The organism is Elusimicrobiota bacterium (assembly GCA_026388155.1).
Lineage (GTDB): Bacteria > Elusimicrobiota > Elusimicrobia > Elusimicrobiales > UBA9959 > UBA9634.
The window spans coordinates 184,174-201,973 of record JAPLKI010000010.1; the positions used below are offsets into that span (position 1 = coordinate 184,174).

Here is a 17,800-nt window from a genome sequence, read left to right on the forward strand (position 1 = left end):
GGTAAATTCACGGTAAAATCGCGCCGCAGATGATATAAAATAGTTCAGGCGGAGTAGATATAGGAGATACATTGTAATGAAAACGGAAAAAACCGTGATATGCGGTATGTTCGCGGGTTTAATGCTGATATCGCCGGCCCGCATACGGGCGACGGACATAGCTATCACCGTTGTAACACCCGCCAGAACCTCGCGCGCCATCGCCGATGTGCCCGGTGAAGTGGAAGTGATAACCAGGGAGCAGATGGAAAACATTTCCGGCGCTACGCTTAACGATAAGCTGGCCGGCATTATACCTGGCGTGGCCAGCAGCAGGACTAACGGCATATACTCATTTACCTCAGTAGTCACCATGCGCGGCCTGCCGTCAACGGAGCAGGGCCGCACCTTGATACTGCTCGACGGCGTGCCGCTGAACACAGGCGCCACCGGCGCGGTGAACTGGAACCGCCTGGCCTTTGAGGAGATAGACCGCATAGAGGTGTTCAAAGGGCCGGTCTCTTCGCTCTATGGCTCCAACGCCGCGGCCGGAGTGATAAATATAATAACCAAAAAAGCCGTTTCGGGTTTCCGGCTGGGCACGTCATACGGAACATACAATACTTTCGGGGCCAATGTGGGCGCCGGCGCCAGAATAAAGAAATTCGCGCTGTCCGCTGATGGCAGCTATCTCTCAAGCGACGGTTATAACTCCACGCCGGAAGCCTTCCGCACGCCATACACGGTCAATAAATATGTGCGCGAGAAGAACGCCTCGGCCAAGGCCGAACTTGACCTGGGAGAGGCCGGCATTGTTGACGCGCAATATTCGCGCGACGAAGGATTGCGCGGCGAGGGCACACGCATAAGAACGGTTTACGGGGTAAGCAGACAGTACAACACGGATTTCGCGCGCGCCGCCTGGCACGGTGATAACGGCACTGTGGCCTGGCAGACTCAGGGTTATTACCAGCTTGAGGATTACTCGCGCCTGAACGAATCGATCAAAGGCAGCGTTTACACCCGTATAGACACGGATGCGTTGCGGAAAGACACCGGCGGACAGGCCGCGGTTTCCATGCCGCTTGCCGGCCTGACCGCCACGCTTGGCGCAGACTATAAGCTCGGCTCCGTTGACGCAACCGACCACAATTGGGCCGTTGGTTCTACGCCGGCGTATGACGACAGGGACCGCGGCCGGATGAGCCAGTATGCGCCCTACGCACAGGCCGAAAAGAAACTTTTTTCCGACAAAGTAAAGCTGCTGGCGGCCATGCGCTACGACAACGCGCGGTATTTTGACGGCTACTTCTATAATCCGTCCAATAGCGTGTATAATGCGGTCAACGGTCCGCAGAGTGTTCATTATTGGGACAGGTTCTCGCCCAAAGTGGCCGCGTCGTGGCATTACTCAGATTCCATGGAGCAGTATCTTTCCTACGGCCGCGGCTTCAGGCCGCCGGCCCTTGAGGATATGTGCCTTACCATGCTGAAAGGGAAAAATGCTTCCCAAAGATTTAACGTCGCCAACCCGGACCTCAAACCGGAAACAGTGGATACCGCGGAGACCGGCTTCAAGCTGGCCCCGGCGACCGGGTTGTATATAGACCCCGCCGCCTATTACACCATAGGGCGGGATTTTATGTACACCATCGACACCAGCGATTATGTGAATGGCGTAAGAGTATCAAAGAAACAGAATATAGCCAGGGTGAAGATATACGGGGCCGAACTGCCGGTTAAATTTTACTCCGGGAGTTTCTCTTTGTCCGCGGCTTATGCCTGGTCTAACAGTGAAATAGAAAAATACGCCGGCAACACGGCCCTGGAAGGCAAAACCCTTGCGTATTCCCCGCACCACACCGTCTCGGCTTCCCTCGGTCTGAAGACCGCGCCGGCGGACCTGATGCTGGCCTGGATATACAAATCCAAGCAATTTACCGTGGACGACAACAGCGCCTGGGTCGGCTGGTATCACACTTTTTCGGTTTCGGCCACGCGTTACCTCACGCGCACCATAAGTGCTAAACTTTCCGTGGAAAACATCTTTAACAGGCGCTACCAGGAAAAACTTGACGACCTGGCTCCCGGCAGGACAATAACCGTTTCAGTAGCGGGTAAATTTTAGGAAAAATAAGGATCTTTATGAAAAACATCATTGTTGTCAGCCTTGCTTTTTTATTTGCCGCGCCTTACAGTGTAAATGCCGGAACTGACAATGCCGTGGCGCCGCATTGGAATTCTGCGCCGGATACTTCCGATGCCACCAATGATTTTTACGACAATACCGAAACTAAAGAGCTGGCCGTGAAAAAACTTGAAATAACGGGCGAGATAGAAAACCCGGGGCCGGTGGATTTTTCCGGGCTTGCCAAACATTCGGTGATCGTGAAAGAAGCGGTTTTGGACGAGAACGGCAAGAATAGGTTTATCGGGGCTTACCGGTATGACGGCTACTCCCTGTTCGATATTTTAAACAACAGGGTCCTTAATAAGAAAAACAAGCAGGATTTTCATCCGATAATAGACCTGTATGTGGAAGTGGAAAACGAAAAAGGCGAAAAAGTCGTTTTCAGCTGGGGGGAGATTTACTATCCGAATAATTTGCACAAGATAATTATTGCTACGGGTGTTTCCCGGATCGTGCCTTCAAAAACCAAGGATTTGTGGGTTCTGCCGGAACAGTCAAAGCTTGTGGCGGCAAACGATCTGGTTACTGAAAGGAACATCTCAAACCCTGTTAAGATCACCGTTAAGTCTTATCCCATGTCGTTCAAAGTGGAGAAGGGGATGTCGCCCATGTTCTCTCCTTCGATAAAGCTCTTTTCCGGCACGGACAAGGCGGCGGAGCTGACGGATTTCCCGGCGGGCCTTAACACGAACACCTTTAGCACGGTTTTTTACGGACGGGGAAAAGGGATACACAGCACGACGCCGTTTACCGGGGTAATGCTGAAAGACGTGTTGAGGTCGTATTATCCATTTAACCGCGCCGATCTGCGGTCCGGCCTTTTATGCGTAACCGCGAAGGACGGCTACCGGTCAGCCATTTCTTATTCCGAACTTTTTAATCGTAATGACCAGCAGGAGTTCCTTCTTGTGAAAACTGAAACGGATAAGGACGGCGGCCTGTTCAGCCTGTTCCCGGCCTCCGATTTCTTCTCCGACAGGGCCATAAAATCCATAACTGAAATACACTTCGGCGATTAAGAACTCTTGAAGGTTTCTCCAGATTGTTTATTGGGTTTCCATTGGCTATGGCATTTGATATCATTATTTATATAATCTGTGAATTCCGCATAAAAGAGGTCTACTACCATGAAATATTTAAAGAGCGTTATCCCGGCGGTTTTAATCACTTTCCTGGCTTTCGGCTGCCAGAATAAGCCCGCCCAGCAGAACATCGTGCGACTGGCCACCACTACAAGTGTCCAGGACACCGGCCTGTTGGATGTGCTGACGGACGCTTTCCAGAAGGATGGTAAGTACACACTTCAGTCTATAGCCGTGGGTTCGGGCCAGGCTATGCAGCTTGGCAAAACCGGCGAAGCCGACATACTGTGGGTGCACAGCCCTGACGACGAGGCGCAGTTCGTGGCGGAAGGGTACGGCACCGGCCGCACCACGTTCATGCATAACGATTTTGTAATACTGGGCCCCGCCGCGGACCCCGCCAGGGTTAAAGGCGCTAAGAAAGCCGCCGACGCCTTTAAAAAAATCGCCGCGGCCAAAGCGCTGTTCGTTTCCCGCGCCGACAATTCCGGCACTAATAAAAAAGAACTCAAACTATGGGATGAAGCCAAGGTAAAGCCGGCCAAAGAGGCTTATGTGGAAGCCGGTCAGGGTATGGCGGCCACATTATCCATGGCCAACGAGAAAAAAGCCTATGTTCTGGCGGACCGCTCCACGTATCTCTCGATGAAGAATAATATCGGCCTTGTAATACTCAGCGAAGGCGACGACGCCCTTATAAACCGCTACAGCCTGATACTTGTTAATACCGCAAAGTTCCCCAAGGTCAACGCCGGGGGCGCCAAGGCGTTCTTTGATTTTGTGCTTTCAAAACCGGCCAGGGAAATGATAGAGAAGTACGGCCAGGATAAATACGGCCAGCAGCTGTTCTTCTACGATTACAAAATTCAGGGGTAAGCGTATAGAGGTCAGAGGACAGGGATAGAGTTCCCCGGCCAGCTATACGCTTTCCGCTATACGCTGGTTTTTAATATGGGCTTCATTGCTGACGGCTTCCAGAAAGCCCTGCACCTGATATTTTCCGGCAACGCGGAGATACTCGCCATCGCCAGGCTGTCGCTGTCCGTTTCGGCGCTGGCCACTGTCCTCTCCGTATTGATAGGGGTTCCCCTCGGAAGTATAATCGCGCTGAAAAAATTCCCGTTTAAAAAAATAGTTATTTCCCTGGTGAACACCGGCATGGGTTTCCCGCCGGTGGTGGTGGGCCTGTTCGTCATGCTTTTCCTTTCCAGGAACGGCCCCCTGGGTTTTCTGGACTGGCTGTATACGCCACTGGGGATGATACTCGCGCAGGTGATCATCGCCACCCCGGTCGTGGCCGGCTTGTCCATGTCGGCAATGCAGAGCCTTGACCCGAAGTTTTACCTGCAAATCATGACTTTGGGGGCAAGCGAACGGCAGGCGGTAATGGTGTGTCTTAAAGAAATAAGGCTTTCAATTCTTGCCGCTGTTATTGCTGGATTCGGCAGTATTATATCGGAAGTCGGAGCGGTAATGATAGTTGGCGGGAATATCCGGCATCAGACGCGTGTATTGACAACGGCAACGGTGCTTGAAACCCAGATGGGAAATTACGACAGCGCTATAGCTTTAGGATTGATCCTGCTGCTGCTGACGTTCCTGATAAACCTGGCGCTTACTTTTATCCAGCAGCAGAAGGTGCAACCCCGATGCTGAAACTTAAAGATTTGAATTTTTGCGTCGCTCCCGGGTTTAACCTTTCAATAGACAATCTTGAGGTCGGAGAGGGCGAAATTTTAGCCGTCATCGGGCCCAACGGCGCGGGAAAGACTTCATTGCTGAATGTTTTAGCTTTGTTCCGGAAAGCCGGCGCGGGAAGCCTGGAAATGTTCGGCAAAAACGCTTATAACCCCGCCGATAAGATGTTTTTACGGCGCTCGATGTCATTCGTGTTTTCCCAGCCGTATCTTTTAAACGATACGGTATACGACAATGTCGCCTTGCCGCTGAAGTTAAGGGGGGGCCGCGACGACGCCCGGGTTTCCGGTATGCTGGAGCTTTTTAAAATAGCCGGCTTAAAAGACCGCAACGCTAATTTGCTTTCGCAGGGAGAGAAACATCGCGTGGCGCTCGCGCGGGCGTTCGTAACGCGGCCGAGACTTATTTTGCTGGATGAGCCTTTTTTAAGCCTGGACGCGCGCGTTAAAGAATCCATAATGCGCGATCTGCGCCATATTATCAAGGCATCCGGCGCAGCCGTGATATTTGTCACGCAGGATCAGACTGAAGCGCTGGCTCTTTGCGATTCCATGGCGGTAATGATGAACGGCCGGATAGTGCAGCGGGGCAGTCCGCAGGAGGTGTTTGCCAGGCCCGCGTCAAAAGAGGCGGCTGATTTTGTGGGAGTGGAGACGATCCTTGAAGGGAAGATAGTCAAAAAAAGCGAAAACCTTTGCTCTATTAAAGTAAACGGCCAATCCCTTGAAGTGGTATCCGAATATAACGAGGGCGACAGCGTATTCGTGTGCGTGCGGCCGGAAGACGTGTCGGTGTCAAAAAGCGCGGATGTGAACAGTATGCGCAATCATTTTAAGGCTAAAATAACTTTCATGGAACCCTGGCGGCTGGAATATAAATTAAGCCTTGATTGCGGTTTTAGTTTAATTGCCGCCGTGACCAAACAGTCGGTGGAAGGACTGGGTTTCAAAATGGGCGCGGAGGTCTTCGCTTCGTTCAAGGCCACAGCCGCGCATTTGATAAAGAGGTGAGATGAAATGATAACTTTTGAGACCGCTTTAAAAAATATATTCAAGAACACGCTCCCTCTGCGCGCGGAAAAGATCAGCATTGAACACGCCGTTGGCCGGGTATTACTGGAAGACATTTGTTCAGCGCTGGATATGCCGCCTTTTGACAAATCGGCAGTGGACGGCTATGCGGTGAAAGCGGCGGATTTGCGCAAGACGCCCGAAACCCTGCGATGTATCGGCCTTGTGCAGGCCGGGGACGTTTTTAAAGGAAAAGCAGGCGGCGGTGAATGCGTGAAGATAATGACCGGCGCGCCGCTGCCGGCCGGTATGGACAGCGTGGTGATGGTGGAGGACACGGCGGAGGCCGGCGGCCTTGTGAAATTTTCAAAAGCGGTAAAGAAGGGAGACAACGTCTGTGTGCTGGGGGAGGACATAAAGAAAAGTTGTAAAATCCTCGCGCGCGGTACGGTTATTTCAGTCTCACACATTGCTGTACTGGCGGCGGTGGGACGAAGTTTAGTCAAAACCGGCGCCATGCCCAAAGTAGCCTTAATAAACACCGGAGGCGAGATAGTTCCGCCGGGCGCCAAACTTGGGAAGAACCGGATATATAACAGCAATGGTCCCATGCTTTGCACCCTGCTTAAGTCCGACGGTATAGCCGCCGTCCCGATAATTGTAAAGGACGACGCAAAAAAATTGAAAGCGGCTTTCGCCAAAGCCCTGAAATCCGACATAGTCCTTATCTCTGGCGGGGTGTCCATGGGGGATTATGACCTGGTGCCCGCGGTTTTAAAAAGTCTCGGCGTGCGCGAAATTTTCCACAAGGTTAAGGTCAAGCCGGGGAAACCTCTTTTTTTCGGCAGAAAAGGCGGAACCATCGTTTTCGGTATACCGGGAAACCCTGTTTCCAACTTTCTGGCGTATCTTGCGTTTATACGCCCCGCGATACTTAAGATGAGCAGGCGCGGGGTTTACGCCCCGGAATTTAAGACGGGAGTTTGCGCCGGGCGTTTTACCCCGAATACCCCGCGCAAGGCCTTTGTGCTTTCAAAAGTCCGGGAAAAAGAAGGAAAATACACTCTGACCGCCGTATTAAACAACGGTTCGGCCGATATACTGGCACTTTCGCGGGCTGACGGATTTACTGTTGTAGATGAGGGCAAAGTCCTTGAGAAGAATGAAAAGGCGCGGTTTATTTCATGGAAAGCAGCGTAAACTATCTCAGGCTTTCTCTAACTGACAGGTGCAATTTAAACTGCATCTACTGTACCCCTTTGGAAAAAAGCCGCTTTCTGGCCCGCGGAGAAGTATTAACACACGAGGAAACGGCCCGGGCGGCCCGGGCTTTTGTTAAGGCTGGAGTGCGCAAGATACGCCTGACAGGCGGAGAGCCTTTACTAAAAAAAGATATTATTAAACTGGCTGGTATGCTGAAAGCGCTCCCGGGGCTGGAAGAGCTGGCGCTGACCACTAACGGGGTTTATCTGGAGGACATGGCCGGCAAATTGCGCGCGGCGGGGCTTGACCGGGTAAACATCAGCATTGATACGTTGAAAAAAGAGAAATTTAAAATGATCACCGGTTCGGACGAATTCGATTCCGTTTGGCGCGGTATAGAAAAATCCCTTGAAACCGGGTTTACGGCTGTAAAACTGAACGTTATTTTAATGAAAGGGATAAACGATGACGAAATAGCCGATTTCACCCGACTTTCTATCGATTATCCGCTGGTCGTCCGCTTTATAGAATTTTTCCCTACCAATAAGAGGTCCATAAGGCTTACCGGCGCGCTTATCAGGACGGAGGAAGTAAAAAAACGGATCGAGGCTTCTTTCGGGTCTTTGTCGGAGACAGTTCCCGTAAAAAGCGGCGGCCCGGCTCGCGGCTATAAACTTAAAGGCGCGAAGGGGGAACTGGGTTTTATAAGCGGGCGCAGCGATAATTTCTGCGGCGCCTGCAACCGGGTGCGGATGGACTGCTCCGGCAAGGTTTACCCGTGCCTGTTCGCGGGGGCCACGCACGACCTGCGGCCCTTGCTGCGGGGTGCGGCCGACGATGCGGCCCTGGTCAAATATATAAAAGGCCTTTTTTTAGTAAAATCTAAATACAATAAAGCCTCAGCCTCGGGGCATATTGAGATGAGCAGCATAGGCGGCTAAAATGATCGATGTCGGCGCGAAGAAAGATACTAAGCGGACAGCCAAGGCACAGGCTTATGTTAAACTGAACGGCGAAATTATCCGGCTTATCCGGGCGGGTAAGATTCCCAAGGGCAATGTTTTGGAAGCAGCGCGTTTTGCCGGCATACTTGCCGCCAAGAATACCGCCAACCTGATCCCTCTCTGCCATAACCTTCCGCTCAATTATGTGGGAGTAGAATTTGAATTGGACAATACCGGCGTGCAGGTAAAAACCGAGGCGCGCTGCACAGGCAAAACCGGCGTGGAAATGGAGGCGCTCGTAGCGGCTTCCGTGGCGGCACTCACAATTTACGACATGTGCAAAATGTTCGCCCAGAATTTGGAGATAGGCGAAGTCTTTCTGCTCGAAAAACGCGGCGGCAAGAGTGGCGTATATTTGAGGAAAGGCGGCAAATAACCGTCACTAACGTTAGAATTGGGGAATCTGGAGGGGTGGCGAGGGCGTTGCCCTGTAGCCGCATAGCGGATGGGGGGCCCCGTTTCGGGGGGAAACCACGGGAGGGTTTCCTACGCGGCGCAAGGGCAATCCCTCGACAGGACCCCGACTGGGCATCTCGCGGATAGTAAATTTGAAACTATGGGTAAGATTTTTTCAATCAATTACAGCAAAGTAAAAGGCGTGCCTAAAACACAGGCTCAAACCGCCGTGCTCGTAAAAAACCGCGGCATCAAAGACGACGCCCATGCCGGCACCCCGGTCCGCCAGGTAAGCCTGCTTGCTATGGAAAGCATTCGCGGCCAGATAGAAACCGCCAAAGCCAAAAACGCCACGGTGAAAATACGCCCCGGCATATATGCCGAGAACATCACCACCGAGGGTGTCAGCTTGGTCGCACTAAAGCTCGGCGACAGACTCCGCGTAGGCAAAACAGCCGTGCTTAAAATTTCAAAAATAGGCAAAGAATGCCATAATCATTGTGCCGTCTACCAACAGGTGGGAGACTGCATAATGCCGCGCGAAGGCATATTCGCCGAAGTGCTGGAAGGCGGCGAAATAGCCGTAGGGGATACCATTGAAACCTATTGAAATCGCAGTCCTGACCTCCAGCGACCGCTGCTCACACGGAGAAACCGCCGACGAAAGCGGCAAACTGATCTCTGAAATGGTAAAAACCATAGGCGGCCGCACCGCCGCCTACGACATAGTCCCGGACGAAATAGCCGCTATAAAAGAAAAACTCCTGCATTACTGCGACGAACTCAAGGTGAATCTGGTGATCACCACCGGCGGCACCGGTTTTGGCGGCAGGGACATTACCCCTGAAGCCACCGGACAGGTTATAGAGAAAGTAATACCGGGCTTGAGCGAGCTGATGCGTGCCGAAGGCCTTAAAAAGACCAAAAAGGCCGTGCTGTCGCGCGGTATCAGCGGCATACGCAAGAACACCATCATAATCAATTTACCGGGGAGTCCCAAGGCGGTCAAAGAATCCCTTGATGCGGTTTTAGATCTTATCCCGCACGCTTTGGAAATGTTAGCAGGCGGCGGGCACTAACTGCTGAAGTTAGGAGTTTGGAGTTGTGAGTTAAAAATTACAGATTCATGGAGGCATATATGAAAGGATGGACCGGAAATATACTCAGGGTAAACCTGACAAACAAAACTTATAAAAAAGAATCTTTTACCGAAGAATTCGCCACAACCTGGATCGGCGGACGCGGCTTTGCCGTGAAGATCTTATACGACGAACTAAAACCCGGCATTGATCCGCTCGGCCCGGAGAATAAATTGATAGTCGCCCTCGGGCCTATCTCCGGAATACCGGCTCCTAACACCGGTAAAGCCGTGGTGGCCGCGAAGTCGCCGCTTACGGGTTTTTACGGCGACGGGAATCTGGGGACCAAAGTCTCGGAGCAGCTCCGTAAAGCCGGATACGATGCCATGATAGTGGAAGGCAAAGCCGACAAGCCGACGATGCTTTATATTGAGGATGATAAAGTGGAATTTTTGAGCGCCGAAGAAGTGTGGGGAAAGGGGACCTACGCGACCAACGACTGGGTCTACGGGAAATATGGAAAGGGAGTGGGCGTTTTAAACATCGGCCAAGGCGGAGAGAATATGGTACGCTACGCCGTGATCCGCAGCCTTGAAGGACGCGCCGGCGGACGGCCGGGCATAGGCGCGGTTATGGGCTCGAAGCTTCTTAAGGCCATAGTAGTTAAAGGCACCAAACCCATCCCACAGGCTAACCCGGAAGCCATGAAGGCGCTGGGCATCGGGGACCTGAAGAAAGTTTATGAGATGGATAAAAAGTCAGGCTGGACCAAACAGAGCACGAATGCCGTGCTTGCCTGGTGCAACGAAGTGGCGGGGCTGCCGGTGCAGAATTTCCGCAAGACCAGCCATAGCGAAGCCTGGAAAATAGACGGCGAGCGGCTTAACGATGCCAGGGTGGCCACTTACGGCTGCCCCAACTGCACGATGAAGTGCGGCATAACCATCCACGACAAAGAGGGGAGAGAGTCCGAACTTGATTATGAAAATGTCGGTTTGCTGGGCAGTAATCTCAATATCTTTGAACTGAACCAGGTCGGCTCGCTGAATTACTTGTGCGACGAATACGGCCTGGATACGATGTCGGCCGGCTGCACCCTCAGTTTCTACGCCGACGCTATTGAACAAGGCGCTACTACCGGCGACTTCAAGTTCGGCGACGCGGAGAGGGCCAAAGAACTGCTGCGGCTGGCCGCTCACCGCGAGGGGAAAGTGGGAAACCTGCTTGCCGAGGGCTCGCTGCGGATGGCGCGGGAATTCGGGCATAACTCCGAGGCTTACGCCATGCAGGTGAAGGGGCTTGAAGTTGCTGCTTACAACTGCAAGTTCATCCCCGGGCAGGCTTTGTCGTTCGGCGTCGCCGCCATAGGCGCCCACCACCGCGAGGCGTGGATCATCTCATTTGAGCTTAAAAATACCACGCGGGAATCCTTCGGCCCGGAGAAGGCCGCCAAGGTGATAGAGCTTCAGCGCATCCGGGGAGGGATGTTCGAGACCCTTGTCGCATGCAGATTCCCCTGGATAGAGGAAGGCTGGTCGCTTGATAATTATCCCAAGTATTTCAACACGGTCACCGGCTTGAACTGGACGCTGGACGATATGTGGACTGTGGCCGACCGGATATATGCCATGATAAAGCTTCATTACATCCGCGAGTTCCCTGAGGCGACGCGCAAGGGCGACTATCCCCCGGCCGTCTGGTTCGATAAATCCAATGTGGACACCGAAGGACCCATCGCCGGCAAGTGCCTGGATGTCGACAAATACGACCAGCTCCTCCAGCATTATTACGACCAGCGCGGCTACGACCAGCGGGGTATACCCCCGAAGAGCCTGCTGGCGAAGCTTGGCCTGTCCAAAGAGGCGGCAGCCGCGGAAAAGTACGCGAAATTAAGCTAGAAGGGCAGGCTGAGGGCTGAAGGAAAATTGAAAACTATTTGACATACTGTTTCTCTTTTTTACCTTCAGTCTGATAGTTCCGATAAAGATGTTATGAGGATAATTGTCAAATTGATCGGCCCGCTCATTTATGAGTGCGGATTCAGCGAGAAGGAGCTGTCGCTCCCCGGTCCGATGACGGCGGGTGAGCTGCCGGCTTATGTTAATGTGGACAAGAAGCGGCCTACCATTATTACGCGCAACGGCAAAGCTGTGGCGCCGGGCGACGCGTTTGAAGACGGAGATCGCGTGGTTATCTCGCACATCTACTCGGGAGGGTAGGGTGTGAAAAATGCCGGCGGGCTGCAGATTTGGTTAGGGAGACACGGTTTAAGGTGAGCGCGCTGCTAAAACTGAATAAATCTTTAGACTGAATTTTTCAGGTTAAAAACCGTCCTCAACCTCCAAAACCGCCCCCGTAGCGATCCCCTCCAAAGCCTCTTTTAAACCCGCGGCAAAATCTTTGCGGAAATCGGCGTATAATTTATACTTTAAAGGCGGTGGCATTTCGCAGTCTTCCATTAAAACGGGAATAATTATCGCGTGTTTTTCAGCTAATTCGTGTGTCAGCGCCGTCAATTCTTTTCCGCACCAGGCGGCTGAAATAGATGTTTTAGATATAACGATCAATAAAGCATCCATAGCCGTTATCCCCACTTGTGACCTGGCGAGAAGAGAATCTCCGGCCTGTAATTCCCATTTCGCCATCCAAATATAGTTATTGCGTTTGATCAGTTCGGAAGCAAGGTGATTGGCGAAATCAGCATCTTCTTTGGAATAGCTAACAAAAACCGACATAATTTTCCTTCACTGTTTGTTCTATACCCAAAACACTTGAGAGCCCTTCACAGACCACCACAGCCGTTACATGAAAATATTATCGTAAAACGGGCCGCGGCTGTCAATGCTGATTCTAACATTTTCGGCAGCAAGCCTGCTTGTGAAACTTTAGCTCTTAATCTGGCTTCCCTGGCCGCGATTGACGATTTCCGGCTTCCCATATACCGTGCCATGCTTCTCACCCGGTGCTTCCACCCAGAAATCGCTTTGCCGCGTATTTGGCCGTTTATAAGCCACCCCGCCACCTGCCAAAAGCTTGCGCTTCGCACCCTGAAAAAATTGATAAAAATACCGCCGCTTTTTGTATTATAGTGGTAAGGCGGAAATAGGGAGATACTTGTTTTGTGTGACAATAACAGGCTCCTGATTGACGAACTTATTGAAAAAGAAGTGGTGAAGGAGAACCATGTCGATTTATATCAGCTATCCTAAAGAAAATGCTGATTTTGCCAATCACCTAGCTTCTGAATTGGTCCGGCGTAACCACTGTGTCTGGGTGGAAAAATGGGAATTACAAGCCGGAGATTCTCTTATTGAGAAGGTACAAGGAACTATAACGGATTCGGACGCTTTGTTGGTCGTTATATCTAAAGCATCTGTTGCTGCTGCCTGGTGTAGAAGATCATTGGCGGCAACACTGACGCGGGAGGTAGCTGCAAAACATGCAATAATTGTTCCCGTTTTAATGGAAGACTGTGAAATACCGTTATTTGTAACAAATTACCTGCGTGCCGATTTCCGCAAAGGTTTTGACGCGGGTTTTAAAAATATTTTTGAGGGGATTGCCGCGGGTGCGAGGCGTGATATCGGTGAGGATGAGCCCGGGGACGATTCTTGAGCGCGCTAATCTGAATCTTGGCCGTCCGATGGCCATAGGCCCGTATAGTGGACGACCCTTTCCCAACACCTTAAGGGACACCCCCCCAAGCTTGGCGGGGGTTTCCCCTCCTACACAGGCCACGCCCTTTTGGTTCCAATATATATCCAAAAGAGCGGGGCAGGTATTGCAATATTTCTGTTCCCTGTGTTTCTTAATGAAAACTATCTTGAATTGCAAGATTCATGCTATCGGAAATGGTCTCTCAGCATTCTGACCAGGCCTTCGGTGGCTTTTTCCGGGATCTCTTCGCCTTCCCAGTTTATTGAGAAGTGGGCGTTTCTCTGGGTGGGTTTTACATAGGTCTCATACATCGGCATCACCGTGGTCAGGATCTGGTGCTTGGTATCTTCAATGGTGCGGCCCCTTTCTACGATATCTCTCTGCACCCTGCGCAAAACGCCCGTCACCATCCCTGTGGAAATGAATATTTTGTAGTCGCAAAGAGCCAGGAATTTTGGGAAATAAAGAGTGTAAAGCCCCTCAAGTATGATCAGCTTTGTCGGGCGGCAGATGACGGGTTCTTTTTCCCGCGTGTGCAGCTTGAAATCATATACGGGCTGGCTGATAGATTTGCCCGCGCAGAGCATTTTTATGTGTTTTAAGGCGAGCGCGGAATCTATCGCGTTCGGGTGGTCGAAGTTGTAAGCCTTCCTCTCCTCAAATTTCAGATGGTCGAGCGGCCTGTAATAGTTGTCCAGTGATAAGATCTGGCCGGCAATCCCTATTTTTTCGCATTCTTCTATAAGTTTCTTGGCCAGAGTAGTCTTGCCCGATCCCGATCCTCCGGCGATGCCGACCAAAAACCTGGTTTTTGTTTTTGTGTCCATAATAACCTTATCCGAATTCTTCAGTTGGCCGTCTGGTGGCCATAGGCCCTGATACGGCACCTACACAAGTATTGAAGAATCCCCGTTCCCAGCGCTCGCGGATCGCTGCGCGACGGATACACCCTTGAGAATTTCCGCGCATAGCGCTGGAAATTCTAAACCCGCTACTGCGGGGAATCCTGCATTTTTTTATCATCCGATTTCCCAATGGCCGTCTGTTGGCCATAGGCCTTGAAACGGCACCTATGCAGGTATTGAAAATCGGGTTTAATTGCCGGATTCGGGTTATCACACATACAAACACAGATACGCGGATTCTTCGGTAACTTTCAGCTGGAACTTTTTGTCGGGCGCAACAGTGAAGGTTTCGCCTTTCAGGTAATCCTTCCAGGCGGTTTCACCCGGGAGTTTCACCGTCAGCTTGCCGCTGACAACCGTCATGATTTCGTTCTTGGCGGTGCCGAACTCATACTCTCCTATGGCCATTACGCCTATCGTCGCCGGGCCGGTGAAAGTCGTAAAGGCGATGGATTTAACCTTGCCGTCGAAATATTCGTTGACTTTAAACATGTAAACTCCTTGCTAGTGTAGAGTAGATAGTGGATAGTGTAGAGAAGAATTAAAAACTCCGTAAAATCTCTACACTCTACACTCGTTACTATCTACTTCCCTTCAATTTTACTAATAGTTCAACCGCTAAATTGGCCTGCATATTGGCGACTATCGCCACGCGCGGCGCCATGGGGCTTATTCCCGCCAGGCACTGGGACTCGCCGTCGCCGCAGACATAGAGGCTGCCCATCTTACGGGTGCGGAGTCTGGCGTTTTTGCCGTAACCCGCAAGGCCCGAAGCCGCTATTACGGGCTTTTTGGGGTAAAGCGACAGCCATGTATTTATCAGCATGCCCTTTTGTCCGGCCTTGTCAAAAGCTTCTATCAAAATGTCCGCCCCGCCGAAGATACTGCCGGTGTTGGCGCGGGTCACCTTCACGTCGTGGATGATATATGACGCAAACGGGTTTATTTTTTTAAGGCTCGCGCGCAGGGCTTCAACCTTGCGCAGGCCGATCTGTTCGACGAAATACTGCTGCCTGTTAAGGTTAGAGGTTTCTATTTTGTCGAAATCGGCTATGATGAGCTTTCCTACTCCCGCCCGGGCCAGGGAAACCGCAACATTGGAGCCCAGTCCGCCGGCTCCCGCGATGCCAACCGTGCTGCGCTGAAGGGCCGTGAGAACTTGCGGATCGTGTCTGGAGAACAGGTCTTTAAAAAGGTCTGCCATTCGTGCACCATCTCTGTAATCGGTCTGCCATCACTGTAATCGAGGGGCTGCTGGTTTCAGCAGACCCCGCTAAAACCCGTATATTTTTGAATATTTGTTCCTGATGTAATCAAGGAAAGGTTCAACGCGCAACTTGTCGTTTAAAGCGTTTTTTACCAGTTCCTCAGGCAGGTACTTCCGGCCGTGCGCGTGAATGTTCTTTCTAAGCCAGCCGAGCACGGGTTTGAAATCGCCCTTTTCGATCAGATCGCCGGCGCCGGGTATATCCGCCGAGATCTTATTGAAAAGCTGTGCGGAGAGCAGATTGCCGATGGCGTAAGTCGGGAAGTATCCCATCATGCCGTACGCCCAGTGGATGTCCTGCAGCACGCCGTGCGCGTCGTTTTCGGGAGTAAGGCCGAAATACTCGCGCATTTTTTCGTTCCACAGTTCCGGCGCGTCTTTTACCTTCAGCTTTTTTTCAAGCAGCAGCGTTTCCACCTCAAAGCGCAGCATTATATGCAGGTTATAGGTCACCTCATCGGCTTCAATGCGCACAAGCGAGGGTTCGGCCATGTTTACGGCCTTGTAAAGTTCTTCCGGGGAAGCCTTGGCAAAATTCCCGGGGAAATATTCGGCTAAAACGGGCAACAGCCAGCGGCAGAAAGGCTCACTGCGGCCTATTATATTTTCCCAGAATCGCGACTGCGATTCATGCACGCCCAAAGACGCGCCGCCTGAAAGCGGGGTAAATTCGAACTCGCGCGTTATGCCCTGGCCGTAAAGCGCGTGGCCGCATTCATGAATAGAACCGTAAAGAACCGCGCCAAGATAATCGCGCTGGGTGTGGGTGGTGATGCGCACATCGTCAATTGAGAAATCGGTGGTGAAGGGGTGGGCGGAACGGTCCTGCCTGCCGCGCTTGAAATCGTAGCCGAGGGCGGCCGTCACCTCGTTTACCAGTTCAAGCTGAGTGTCTTCGTCAAAGCCGCCTTTGAGCATTGCGTTCGACACCCGGCCTTTCCGTGAGCTGATTTCCTTTATAACAGGTTTAAGCCCCGCGGCAAGTTTGGAAAACAGCGGTACCAGGGCCGACTTTTTTAAGCCAGGCTCGTAGAGGTCAAGCAAGGCGTCGTAGGGAGACTCTTCAAAACCCAGCAGCTCGGCTTTTCTTATATTCAGGTCGAGTATTTTCTCAAGGTTGGGGGAAAAAAATGAAAAATCGGATTCTTTCTTCGCCTTGGTCCAGGCTTCTATTCCAAGCGAGGACTCCCTGGACATCTCGGCCACAAATTCCGGCGGCAATTTTACGGCTTTGTCGTAATCGCGCTTTATGGCGCGCAGATAGCCGGCTTCAAATGAATCATTGCCCTTGCTTTGGGCCCAGTCGAAGGTTTGGCTAATCAGGCGGCCTGTGTCTGGGGAGGTGAACTTGCGGTGGGTAATTTCTTCAAGGGCGCTTATGGCCCGGGCTCTGGCTCCCGCGCCGCCGGGCGGCATATAAACCTGCTGGTCCCACTGGATGACGGCGTTGGCTGAGCTTATGGCCGCCACTTCTTCGTATATCCGGCGCAGTTCCTTGAATTTGTTTTCCATGATACAGTGATGGGAGAACGATTAGGAGGAAGAGATCGCAGCGATAGGGAGAGATTGCTTACGGCAGATAACAATTATCACGATAATAATCGCTGTTACAGGGATGATTCTTCAACTGCAATCACTGCAATCTCTCTTTAATCGCTGTAATCCGGGCCCTAGCCTCCGCAGCCGCAACCGCCGCCGCAGGTATGCCCGCCTTTGTTCATGGGGCATGCGCCTTCAAAAGAGCCGCCCTTCTTAAGCCCGACCACTTCGTCCGAGACTTTTACCACTTTGCCCAGTTTCTTGTCGTAGACATAGCGGCCGGTGGCTTTTTCTTTGTTTTTTTCCTGAGTATCTTTTTGTGTCATTCGGGTTGTCCGGATAATAGCGTATAGGGGCTAGGGTGCAGGGACTGCATTTTACAAATGGTTTGGTTTTTTAATCGCTAACCCCTATTCGCTATTCGCTGAAATTTACGTGCGCCCACCTGGAATCGAACCAGGACAACCAGCTTCGCAGGCTGGGACTCTATCCGTTGAGATATGGGCGCATCTGTCGCATCCCGCGCCGCACAGCGCGCGGGACGGATTATCCGCCGGCCTTTAAGCGGTGGCGGCCGGTGCTCCACGAGGGGAGCTAAGCTCCCCTTCGTCGTTCGCTCAACCGCTTTTAGCGGTCCGCTCACTGAACCCCTTCTATAAGGTCCCCGCACTCACTAGCGAAGGTAATCGTGCGGGCTTATCGCACCGTCCGCACTGTACAGCGTTCGGGGCCGACTACTTATTGCTTTGATATATTTTATAATTATAGCGGGCGGGATAACAATGTATGT

At 51.9% G+C, this 17,800-nt stretch carries 19 protein-coding genes and 1 tRNA gene; 13 read left to right on the top strand and 7 right to left on the bottom strand.

The features are described 5' to 3' along the window. The first annotated feature begins 76 nt into the window (after nucleotides 1-76). The 12 genes from NTX59_03975 (at nucleotide 77) to NTX59_04030 (ending at nucleotide 11,861) form a co-directional block, all read left to right on the top strand. Nucleotides 77-2,107 (top strand): TonB-dependent receptor, encoded by a 2,031-nt coding sequence (locus NTX59_03975; protein MCX5784824.1) that lies wholly within the window; start codon nucleotides 77-79, stop codon nucleotides 2,105-2,107. A 17-nt stretch (nucleotides 2,108-2,124) separates the two neighbouring features. Continuing rightward, the gene (locus NTX59_03980) at nucleotides 2,125-3,189 is read left to right on the top strand and encodes a hypothetical protein (protein ID MCX5784825.1); all 1,065 of its coding nucleotides are present in this window, start codon (nucleotides 2,125-2,127) and stop codon (nucleotides 3,187-3,189) included. A 108-nt stretch (nucleotides 3,190-3,297) separates the two neighbouring features. Beyond that, a complete protein-coding gene (locus tag NTX59_03985) occupies nucleotides 3,298-4,128 on the top strand; it encodes a substrate-binding domain-containing protein (protein MCX5784826.1) in 831 nt (276 codons plus the stop codon). 75 nt (nucleotides 4,129-4,203) lie between these two features. Next, on the top strand, nucleotides 4,204-4,908 hold the full coding sequence (locus NTX59_03990) for an ABC transporter permease (GenBank protein ID MCX5784827.1): 705 nt from the start codon (nucleotides 4,204-4,206) through the stop codon (nucleotides 4,906-4,908). After that, entirely contained in the window at nucleotides 4,902-5,960 is a 1,059-nt protein-coding gene (locus NTX59_03995; GenBank protein ID MCX5784828.1) for an ABC transporter ATP-binding protein, read from the top strand. The genes NTX59_03990 and NTX59_03995 overlap by 7 nt, the downstream gene beginning before the upstream one ends. A 6-nt stretch (nucleotides 5,961-5,966) precedes the next feature. Beyond that, a complete protein-coding gene (locus tag NTX59_04000) occupies nucleotides 5,967-7,160 on the top strand; it encodes a molybdopterin molybdotransferase MoeA (GenBank protein ID MCX5784829.1) in 1,194 nt (397 codons plus the stop codon). Beyond that, nucleotides 7,145-8,104: a GTP 3',8-cyclase MoaA gene (gene moaA / locus NTX59_04005; GenBank protein ID MCX5784830.1), complete on the top strand. Its 960-nt coding sequence runs from the start codon at nucleotides 7,145-7,147 to the stop codon at nucleotides 8,102-8,104. Before NTX59_04000 ends, moaA begins: the two co-directional genes overlap by 16 nt. 1 nt (nucleotide 8,105) lies before the next feature. Next, a complete protein-coding gene (gene moaC, locus NTX59_04010) occupies nucleotides 8,106-8,543 on the top strand; it encodes a cyclic pyranopterin monophosphate synthase MoaC (protein MCX5784831.1) in 438 nt (145 codons plus the stop codon). Nucleotides 8,544-8,723: 180 nt separating this feature from the next. Beyond that, nucleotides 8,724-9,173 (top strand): MOSC domain-containing protein, encoded by a 450-nt coding sequence (locus NTX59_04015; GenBank protein ID MCX5784832.1) that lies wholly within the window; start codon nucleotides 8,724-8,726, stop codon nucleotides 9,171-9,173. Beyond that, nucleotides 9,160-9,642, top strand: coding sequence for a MogA/MoaB family molybdenum cofactor biosynthesis protein (locus tag NTX59_04020; protein ID MCX5784833.1), 483 nt, complete (start codon nucleotides 9,160-9,162; stop codon nucleotides 9,640-9,642). The genes NTX59_04015 and NTX59_04020 overlap by 14 nt, the downstream gene beginning before the upstream one ends. A 59-nt stretch (nucleotides 9,643-9,701) precedes the next feature. Beyond that, entirely contained in the window at nucleotides 9,702-11,540 is a 1,839-nt protein-coding gene (locus tag NTX59_04025; GenBank protein MCX5784834.1) for an aldehyde ferredoxin oxidoreductase family protein, read from the top strand. A 93-nt stretch (nucleotides 11,541-11,633) separates the two neighbouring features. Beyond that, complete coding sequence (locus NTX59_04030) at nucleotides 11,634-11,861, top strand: hypothetical protein (protein MCX5784835.1); 228 nt, start codon at nucleotides 11,634-11,636, stop codon at nucleotides 11,859-11,861. A 102-nt stretch (nucleotides 11,862-11,963) separates the two neighbouring features. On the opposite strand, the gene NTX59_04035 is transcribed toward NTX59_04030, so the two are convergent. Beyond that, nucleotides 11,964-12,377 (bottom strand): toll/interleukin-1 receptor domain-containing protein, encoded by a 414-nt coding sequence (locus tag NTX59_04035; protein ID MCX5784836.1) that lies wholly within the window; start codon nucleotides 12,375-12,377, stop codon nucleotides 11,964-11,966. A gap of 448 nt (nucleotides 12,378-12,825) precedes the next feature. Between NTX59_04035 and NTX59_04040 the strand changes: the two genes are divergently transcribed. Beyond that, nucleotides 12,826-13,257, top strand: coding sequence for a toll/interleukin-1 receptor domain-containing protein (locus NTX59_04040; GenBank protein MCX5784837.1), 432 nt, complete (start codon nucleotides 12,826-12,828; stop codon nucleotides 13,255-13,257). 227 nt (nucleotides 13,258-13,484) lie between these two features. Here NTX59_04040 and udk read toward each other — a convergent pair whose 3' ends face one another. The 6 genes from udk to NTX59_04070 form a co-directional block, all read right to left on the bottom strand. Further along, complete coding sequence (gene udk, locus NTX59_04045) at nucleotides 13,485-14,126, bottom strand: uridine kinase (GenBank protein MCX5784838.1); 642 nt, start codon at nucleotides 14,124-14,126, stop codon at nucleotides 13,485-13,487. 288 nt (nucleotides 14,127-14,414) lie between these two features. After that, nucleotides 14,415-14,696: a pyrimidine/purine nucleoside phosphorylase gene (locus NTX59_04050; GenBank protein ID MCX5784839.1), complete on the bottom strand. Its 282-nt coding sequence runs from the start codon at nucleotides 14,694-14,696 to the stop codon at nucleotides 14,415-14,417. Between the two features lie 88 nt (nucleotides 14,697-14,784). Continuing rightward, on the bottom strand, nucleotides 14,785-15,408 hold the full coding sequence (thiF, locus tag NTX59_04055; protein ID MCX5784840.1) for a sulfur carrier protein ThiS adenylyltransferase ThiF: 624 nt from the start codon (nucleotides 15,406-15,408) through the stop codon (nucleotides 14,785-14,787). Nucleotides 15,409-15,477: 69 nt separating this feature from the next. Continuing rightward, the gene (locus NTX59_04060) at nucleotides 15,478-16,983 is read right to left on the bottom strand and encodes a carboxypeptidase M32 (protein ID MCX5784841.1); all 1,506 of its coding nucleotides are present in this window, start codon (nucleotides 16,981-16,983) and stop codon (nucleotides 15,478-15,480) included. 158 nt (nucleotides 16,984-17,141) lie between these two features. Beyond that, nucleotides 17,142-17,336, bottom strand: coding sequence for a hypothetical protein (locus NTX59_04065; protein MCX5784842.1), 195 nt, complete (start codon nucleotides 17,334-17,336; stop codon nucleotides 17,142-17,144). A gap of 110 nt (nucleotides 17,337-17,446) precedes the next feature. Then, nucleotides 17,447-17,518 (bottom strand) — tRNA-Arg (locus NTX59_04070). Nucleotides 17,519-17,800: the final 282 nt, after the last annotated feature.

What these genes read in the sequence shown, in the direction of transcription:
- NTX59_03975 (MCX5784824.1), top strand. Translation starts at nt 77, where the DNA reads ATGAAAACGGAAAAAACCGTGATATGCGGTATGTTCGCGGGTTTAATG.
- NTX59_03990 (MCX5784827.1), top strand. Translation starts at nt 4,204, where the DNA reads ATGGGCTTCATTGCTGACGGCTTCCAGAAAGCCCTGCACCTGATATTT.
- NTX59_03995 (MCX5784828.1), top strand. Translation starts at nt 4,902, where the DNA reads ATGCTGAAACTTAAAGATTTGAATTTTTGCGTCGCTCCCGGGTTTAAC.
- NTX59_04040 (MCX5784837.1), top strand. Translation starts at nt 12,826, where the DNA reads ATGTCGATTTATATCAGCTATCCTAAAGAAAATGCTGATTTTGCCAAT.
- NTX59_04060 (MCX5784841.1), bottom strand. Translation starts at nt 16,983, where the DNA reads ATGGAAAACAAATTCAAGGAACTGCGCCGGATATACGAAGAAGTGGCG.
- udk (MCX5784838.1), bottom strand. Translation starts at nt 14,126, where the DNA reads ATGGACACAAAAACAAAAACCAGGTTTTTGGTCGGCATCGCCGGAGGA.
- NTX59_03985 (MCX5784826.1), top strand. Translation starts at nt 3,298, where the DNA reads ATGAAATATTTAAAGAGCGTTATCCCGGCGGTTTTAATCACTTTCCTG.
- NTX59_04030 (MCX5784835.1), top strand. Translation starts at nt 11,634, where the DNA reads ATGAGGATAATTGTCAAATTGATCGGCCCGCTCATTTATGAGTGCGGA.
- NTX59_04065 (MCX5784842.1), bottom strand. Translation starts at nt 17,336, where the DNA reads ATGACACAAAAAGATACTCAGGAAAAAAACAAAGAAAAAGCCACCGGC.
- moaC (MCX5784831.1), top strand. Translation starts at nt 8,106, where the DNA reads ATGATCGATGTCGGCGCGAAGAAAGATACTAAGCGGACAGCCAAGGCA.
- NTX59_03980 (MCX5784825.1), top strand. Translation starts at nt 2,125, where the DNA reads ATGAAAAACATCATTGTTGTCAGCCTTGCTTTTTTATTTGCCGCGCCT.
- NTX59_04015 (MCX5784832.1), top strand. Translation starts at nt 8,724, where the DNA reads ATGGGTAAGATTTTTTCAATCAATTACAGCAAAGTAAAAGGCGTGCCT.
- NTX59_04000 (MCX5784829.1), top strand. Translation starts at nt 5,967, where the DNA reads ATGATAACTTTTGAGACCGCTTTAAAAAATATATTCAAGAACACGCTC.
- thiF (MCX5784840.1), bottom strand. Translation starts at nt 15,408, where the DNA reads ATGGCAGACCTTTTTAAAGACCTGTTCTCCAGACACGATCCGCAAGTT.
- NTX59_04035 (MCX5784836.1), bottom strand. Translation starts at nt 12,377, where the DNA reads ATGTCGGTTTTTGTTAGCTATTCCAAAGAAGATGCTGATTTCGCCAAT.
- NTX59_04025 (MCX5784834.1), top strand. Translation starts at nt 9,702, where the DNA reads ATGAAAGGATGGACCGGAAATATACTCAGGGTAAACCTGACAAACAAA.
- NTX59_04050 (MCX5784839.1), bottom strand. Translation starts at nt 14,696, where the DNA reads ATGTTTAAAGTCAACGAATATTTCGACGGCAAGGTTAAATCCATCGCC.
- moaA (MCX5784830.1), top strand. Translation starts at nt 7,145, where the DNA reads ATGGAAAGCAGCGTAAACTATCTCAGGCTTTCTCTAACTGACAGGTGC.